Source organism: Actinokineospora spheciospongiae, from assembly GCF_000564855.1.
Taxonomy (GTDB): domain Bacteria; phylum Actinomycetota; class Actinomycetes; order Mycobacteriales; family Pseudonocardiaceae; genus Actinokineospora; species Actinokineospora spheciospongiae.
The window spans coordinates 51,742-57,741 of record NZ_AYXG01000240.1 but is presented as its reverse complement, the minus strand read 5'-3'; the positions used below and the strand labels follow the sequence as shown (position 1 = coordinate 57,741).

The window sequence follows — 6,000 nt, the reverse complement described above, 5'->3', positions numbered from 1 at the left end:
GGGGTGGTCGCTGGCTGCGCACTGTGAGGTTCGGGTGGCGGGCCGCCAGGCCGGGGGTTGGTGGGGTGGTCGGCGGCTGCGCACGGTGAGATTCGGGTGGCGGGCCGCCAGGCCGGGGGTTGGCGGGGTGGTCGCTGGCTGCGCATTGTGAGGTTCGGGTGGCTGGCCGCCGGGCTGGCGGTTTGTCGGGTGGTCGCCTGCTGCGGCGGCGGGGGTTGGGGTGGCTGGCCATCGGGCCTGTAGTTGGTGGGGTGGGCGGCCACTGTGCCGGTGGGGTTCGGCGGGGGCAGCCGGTTGGCGGGTGGCCGGTTCGGCTGCCGCGCCGCTGGGGTTCGGCGTGGCAGGGCGGTTGGCGGGGTGGCTGGGTGGCTTCGGGGACTGGCCCTAGCGGGGCACGAGGTGCTTGCGGGCGAAGGCCAGGGACTCGCGCAGCTCGGCGGCCCGTGCCCCCGGCGCCTTGGCGTGCCGGGTGTTGACCTCCAGCACCACCTGGCCGGTGAAGTCCCGTTCGACCAAGCTGTGCAGCAGCTCCGCGCACGGCTGGTCGCCCCGGCCGGGTACCAGGTGCTCGTCCTTGGGCAGGCCGCTGCCGTCGGCGAGGTGCACGTGGGTCAGGCCCGCGCCCATCCGACCGGCCAGTGCCATCGCGTCCACCCTGGCGGCGGAGGCGTGCGACAGGTCCAGCGTGTAGTGCCGGTGGCCCTCGTCGGTCGGGTCGGTCGACGGGCGGAAGGCGGACAGCTCCACCGCCCGCCCCGCGCCGAGGCCTCGGCGGACGGGGAACATGTTCTCCACCGCCACCGCCACACCGCTCTCGTCCTCCAGGGCGGCGACCAGGTCGGCGAAGCCGTCGGCGTAGCGGCGCTGCCAGCGGAACGGTGGGTGCACCACCACCGTGCGGGCGTCGAGGTCCTGCGCGGCGCGGACCGCCCGGCGCAGCCGGACCTCCGGGTCCGGGGACCAGACCCGCTGGGTGATCAGCAGGCAGGGGGCGTGCACGGCCAGCACCGGCACGCCCGTGCTCCGCGAGCGCCTGCGTAGCTGCGGCACGTCCTGGCTCAGCGGGTCGGCCCACACCATGACCTCGACGCCGTCGTAGCCGAGGTCCGCGGCGAGGGCGAACGCCGTCGCCGCTGTCTGCGGCCACACCGACGCGGTGGACAGGCCGACCGGGACCACCGTCACCGGCCCAGCAGCAGGAGGACGGCGGGGGAGACCGTGACGACCAGGCCGACCAGCACTGCCAGCACGGTGGTCTGGAGGTCCTCGGCCTTGCGGATCTTGCGGACGATCAGCACCAGGCCGACGATCACGGCCAGCGCGCCGATCAGCGCCGCCGGGGCCAGCACCCGCCACAGCCAGTTGAAGCCCAGCCACACCGCCGCGCCGCCTGCCACGCCGAGCGCGAGCTGGCCGCCCATGATCAGCCACTCGCGGGTGGGCGAGGTCTCGCGGTCGTCGTCGGCGTCGTCGGCGTCGAGGTCGTCCAGGTCCTCGAGTTCCTCGAGGTCGTCCTCGTCGTCGCGGTCGTCGGGCCGGTCGTCGTCGGCGTCGAACGTGTCGGGGGCGTCGAGCCTGCTGACGTCGAAGTCGCCGGAGGGGCGCTCGTCGACCGCGGCGCGGCCGCGCGGGCCCGCGCCGAGGGCGGGGTAGTCGTCGTGGGCCTGGTAGTCGTCGAACCGGGTCGCGGCCTTGTCGTCGAAGCCCTCGACCTTCTCGTGGAACTCCGTGGGCGGGCCCTGCGGGTCGACCGCGGTCTCGGCGGCGTCACCGGGGAACTCCTGGGCGCGACCAGGCGGCACCGGCAGGGCCTGCGAGGGCTGCTGCGGGCCGTTCGGCAGCCCGGGGCGCCGGGACGTGCCCGGGGCGCGGCGGGGCAGCAGCGGGCCACCCCGGCGCGGACCGGCGGCCTGCGCCGGACCGGCCTGGGGCGGGTCGGTCGGCACCGGGTCGGTCGGCGCTGGGTCCACCTGCACCGGGTCGACCAGCTCGGTGCGCTCCGGGACGCGGGGCAACTGCTCGGTCATCGGCTCCGGCGCGGCGCGCGGCGGTTCCGGCCGCCCCGGGCGGCGGGGCAGGTCCGGGGCGGGCGGCTCGGCGGAACCCAGGTCGGGCAGGTCCGGGCGGGTGCCCTCCATCCGGGTGTCCCGGCGGGCCTCCCGCCTGCCCTGGTCGGCCTGCTGGCGGCCGGGGTCGCGCAACTGGTCCACCCCGGGGCGCGGCCGACCGCGCGGCGGGCGCGGCGGCTCGACGTCCGGGCGGGCGGGCGGGTCGAACTCCGGGCGCTCGTAGTCCGGGCGCTCGTGGTCCGCGCGGCCCTGCGGCTCGAACGGCGGTGGTTCGAAGGGCGGCGGCTCGAATGCCTGCTGCTCGAACTCCTGGCGGTCGGGCTCCGGGCGGGCGGCCGGGTCGAACCGGCCGGTCTCCAGGCCGGGGTCGCCGGTGCGGCCGCGGACCGGCAGCGACCGGCGCGGCGTGGTCGGCCTGCCCGCGGGCGGGCCCGCCTGCGGCACGGTCGGCGGGTCCTGCGGGGGCTCGGCCTGCGGCGGCCCCTGGGGCAGCGTGCGGCGGCGCGGCGGGGCCTGGCGGTCCTGCGGCGGCTGGTGCGCCGGGGGCGGGGCCTGCTCGGGCTGCGGGGGCGCCTGCCTGCGCTGCGGCGGCTGCTGCCGGTCAGCGGCGGGCGGCTGCTGCGGGGCTCGGCGCGGCCGGTGCGAGGTGCGCTCGGGCGCCTCCTGGTCCTCGCGGATCGGGAGCATGGTGCCGCTGTCGGACATGACCCGCTCGATGATGGCCTGGGGTGCGGTGTCCGAGGCGTCGTCCGCCCTGCGGCGGCGTCGCCTGGGCGCGCCCTCGTCCGGGTTGCCGCCGTACTTGGCCAGCAACTCGGCCACGGTGCGCTGCGTGCGCTCCGGTCCACCTTCTTGACTCATCCACTCCACCGTGCCCCGTGCGGGCCGAACAGTCCAGTGCTCGCACACTCCAGCGGCAGCACCCGGTCGGTCGCCGCCCAGCAGTACCTGTCAGTCCGAGGAATCAGTGTGGTCCTCGCCATTCGTCTGGTCCAGCCGTCGCAGGATGACACCCTCGCGCAGGGCCCACGGCCCGATCTCGAGTTCGGTCAGTGACAACGCTCGCATAGTGGCCTGCGCCACAAGGGCACCCGCCAGGAGCTGGTGCGCGCGGCTGGGGCTCACCCCGTCCAGCTCGGCCAGGTCGGTCGCGGACATCCGGGAGACGAACGCGATGAGCTGGCTCAGCCCGGACTCGGTGAGCACCCGGCGGACCCTCGGCCCGGCCGACGACGGCGCCGCCCCGGTCAGCCTGGCCAGGGTGCGGAACGTCTTGGAGGTGGCGACCGCCCGGTCCGGCCTGCCGAACTTCGCCGCCCGCTTGGCCACCGGCGCGAGCTGCTCGACCAGCCACTGCGCGGTCTCGGCCACCTCGGTGCGGGTGGGCGGGTCGGCGGTGAACCGGGTGCGGGTCGTGCGCCCGGCGCCCAGCGGCACCGACACGGCGAAGTCCGGGTTCTCGTCGATGCCCGCGGCCAGCTCCAGCGAGCCGCCGCCGATGTCGGCCACCAGCAGGTTCCCCGCCGACCAGCCGTACCAGCGGCGGGCGGCGAGGAAGGTGTAGCGGGCCTCGTCCTCACCGGAGAGGACGCGCAGCTCCACCCCGGTCTCCCTGGTGACCCTGGCCAGCACCTCGGCGGAGTTGCCCGCCTCGCGCACCGCCGAGGTGGCGAAGGCCATCAGCTCCGCGCAGCCCAGGCGCACCGAGGACGCCTTCGCCTCGGCCACGGTGCGCACCAGGTCGTCGGCCCCGCGCTTGGACAGCAGCCCGGACGGGGTGAGCCGCTCGGCCAGCCGCAGCACGGTCTTCTCCGAGCGGGCGGGGGTCGGGTGGGCACCACGATGCGCGTCCACCACGAGGAGGTGGACGGTGTTGGAGCCGACGTCTAGCACACCGAGGCGCACGGCCAGAACCGTACATGGCCTCGATCAGGACTCGAACTTGTAACCCAGGCCGCGGACCGTGACCAGGTGCCTCGGGGCCGCCGGGTCGGGCTCGATCTTGGAGCGCAACCGCTTGACGTGCACGTCCAGCGTCTTGGTGTCGCCGACGTAGTCCGCGCCCCAGACCCGGTCGATGAGCTGGCCGCGGGTGAGCACCCTGCCGACGTTGCGCAGCAGGTACTCCAGCAGGTCGAACTCCTTGAGCGGCAGCGCCACGTCGGTGCCGGAGACGGTCACCACGTGCCGCTCGACGTCCATCCGCACCGGCCCGGCCGCCAGCACCTGCGGCAGCAGCTCGCCGTCGCCACCGGCCTCGCCGCCGCGGCGCAGCACCGCGCGCACCCTGGCGATCAGCTCGCGGGCGGAGTAGGGCTTGGTGACGTAGTCGTCGGCGCCCAGCTCCAGGCCCACCACCTTGTCGATCTCGCTGTCGCGGGCGGTCACCATGATCACCGGCACGGCCGAGCGCTGGCGCAGCGCCTTGCACACGTCGGTGCCGCTCATCCCGGGCAGCATCAGGTCCAGCAGGACGATGTCGGCGCCGTTGCGGTCGAACTCCTCCAGCGCCTGCTGCCCGGTACCCGCCACCGCGGCGGTGAACCCCTCCTTGCGCAGCAGGAAGGCGAGCGGGTCGGCGAAGGACTCCTCGTCCTCGACGATCAGCACCCTCGTCATGCCGGTCCTCCGTGGTGATCGCTAACGGCGCTGTCGACCGTCGACAGCGCGCCTTGTGCCCCGACCCCGACGGGTTCCGACCCGACGTGGGCCGGGATGCGCAGGGTGAACGTGGAGCCCAGCCCCGGCTTGCTCCACAGCCGCACCTCGCCGCCGTGGTTGGCCGCGACGTGCTTGACGATGGCCAGCCCGAGGCCGGTGCCGCCGGTGGCCCGGGAGCGGGCCTTGTCGAGGCGGTAGAAGCGCTCGAACACGCGCTGCTGCTCCTCCTCGGCGATGCCGATGCCGCGGTCGGTGACCGCGATCTCGACCATGCCGTCGGCGGCCCGCCTGCTCACCGTCACCGGGGACCCGGGCGGGGAGTAGGCGAGGGCGTTCTCCAGCAGGTTCGACAGCGCGGTGACCAGCAGCGTGCGGTCGCCCTCGACCAGCAGGCCGCTGTCGGTGTCGGTGGTGATGTCGATGCCCGCGGTCTCCATCGCCGGGCGGGCGCGGCCCATGGCCTCGGCCACCACCGCGTCCACGCCGACGGTGTTCATGTCCGGCAGCCGCTCGGCGCCCTGGAGGCGGGAGAGGGCGATCAGCTCGGTGACGAGGGTGCCCAGGCGGTTGCCCTCGTGCAGGATCTTGGTGGTGAAGCGGCGCACCTCGACCGGGTCGTCGGCGGCGTCGAGGACGGCCTCGGCCAGCAGCGCCATCGCCCCGACCGGGGTCTTGAGCTCGTGGCTGACGTTGGCGACGAAGTCGCGGCGGACCGCCTCCAGCCGGACCACCTCGGACTGGTCGTCGGCGTCGATGGCGGTGAACCCGTCGCCGAGCGGGCGGACCTCGCCGACCACGGCCTCCGGGGTGCGCCCGCCGCGCGACTCCAGCGGCGCCAGGTCGACCTCGATGGGCTCGTTGGTCTCGCGCACCACCTCGGCGGCCTTGCGGGCCCGGTCGTCGGCGCGGTGGTTGCGGACCAGGCCGAGGGCCTCGGCGCGCGGGTTGTGCAGGACGACGTCGCCGAAGCGGTTGAGCACGACGATGCCGGAGTGCGAGGAGTGCGTCAGACGACTGACCAGCTCGGCGACCGTGGGGCCGACCGGCTTCCGCTTGCCCACCGCGCCGCGGGTGCGGCCGAGCAGGAAACCGACGGACAGGCCGATCAGCAGGGTGCCGAGCGACAACGCGATACAGACCGGGGCGGCCACAGGGGGATCGTAAGCAGCCCGGCAGCGGTTTTGACCAGTCTGATCACGCTTTCCGTGACAGTGGTGACACCTGCCGCGCGGTTGTTCGTACCGCAGTCAGGTCACGTTCACCCTGTCGT

5 protein-coding genes are annotated in these 6,000 nt (G+C 74.9%); all 5 read right to left on the bottom strand.

Annotated features, from left to right (window positions below):
• Window positions 1-384: 384 nt before the first annotated feature.
• Window positions 385-1,185 carry a sugar phosphate isomerase/epimerase family protein gene (locus UO65_RS30670; RefSeq protein WP_084176404.1) on the bottom strand — a complete coding sequence of 267 codons (801 nt, stop codon included), beginning with the start codon at window positions 1,183-1,185 and terminating at the stop codon, window positions 385-387.
• On the bottom strand, window positions 1,182-2,930 hold the full coding sequence (locus UO65_RS37695) for a hypothetical protein (RefSeq protein WP_200873509.1): 1,749 nt from the start codon (window positions 2,928-2,930) through the stop codon (window positions 1,182-1,184). Before UO65_RS37695 ends, UO65_RS30670 begins: the two co-directional genes overlap by 4 nt.
• A 90-nt stretch (window positions 2,931-3,020) precedes the next feature.
• Window positions 3,021-3,974, bottom strand: coding sequence for a Ppx/GppA phosphatase family protein (locus tag UO65_RS30660; protein WP_035289692.1), 954 nt, complete (start codon window positions 3,972-3,974; stop codon window positions 3,021-3,023).
• Between the two features lie 24 nt (window positions 3,975-3,998).
• Window positions 3,999-4,688, bottom strand: coding sequence for a response regulator transcription factor (locus UO65_RS30655; protein ID WP_035289690.1), 690 nt, complete (start codon window positions 4,686-4,688; stop codon window positions 3,999-4,001).
• Window positions 4,685-5,881, bottom strand: a complete 1,197-nt coding sequence (locus UO65_RS30650) for a sensor histidine kinase (RefSeq protein ID WP_161784545.1) — start codon at window positions 5,879-5,881, stop codon at window positions 4,685-4,687. Before UO65_RS30650 ends, UO65_RS30655 begins: the two co-directional genes overlap by 4 nt.
• Between the last annotated feature and the right edge of the window lie 119 nt (window positions 5,882-6,000).

Coding starts and splice junctions, on each gene's coding strand:
- UO65_RS30655 (WP_035289690.1), bottom strand. CDS start 4,688: ATGACGAGGGTGCTGATCGTCGAGGACGAGGAGTCCTTCGCCGACCCG.
- UO65_RS37695 (WP_200873509.1), bottom strand. CDS start 2,930: ATGAGTCAAGAAGGTGGACCGGAGCGCACGCAGCGCACCGTGGCCGAG.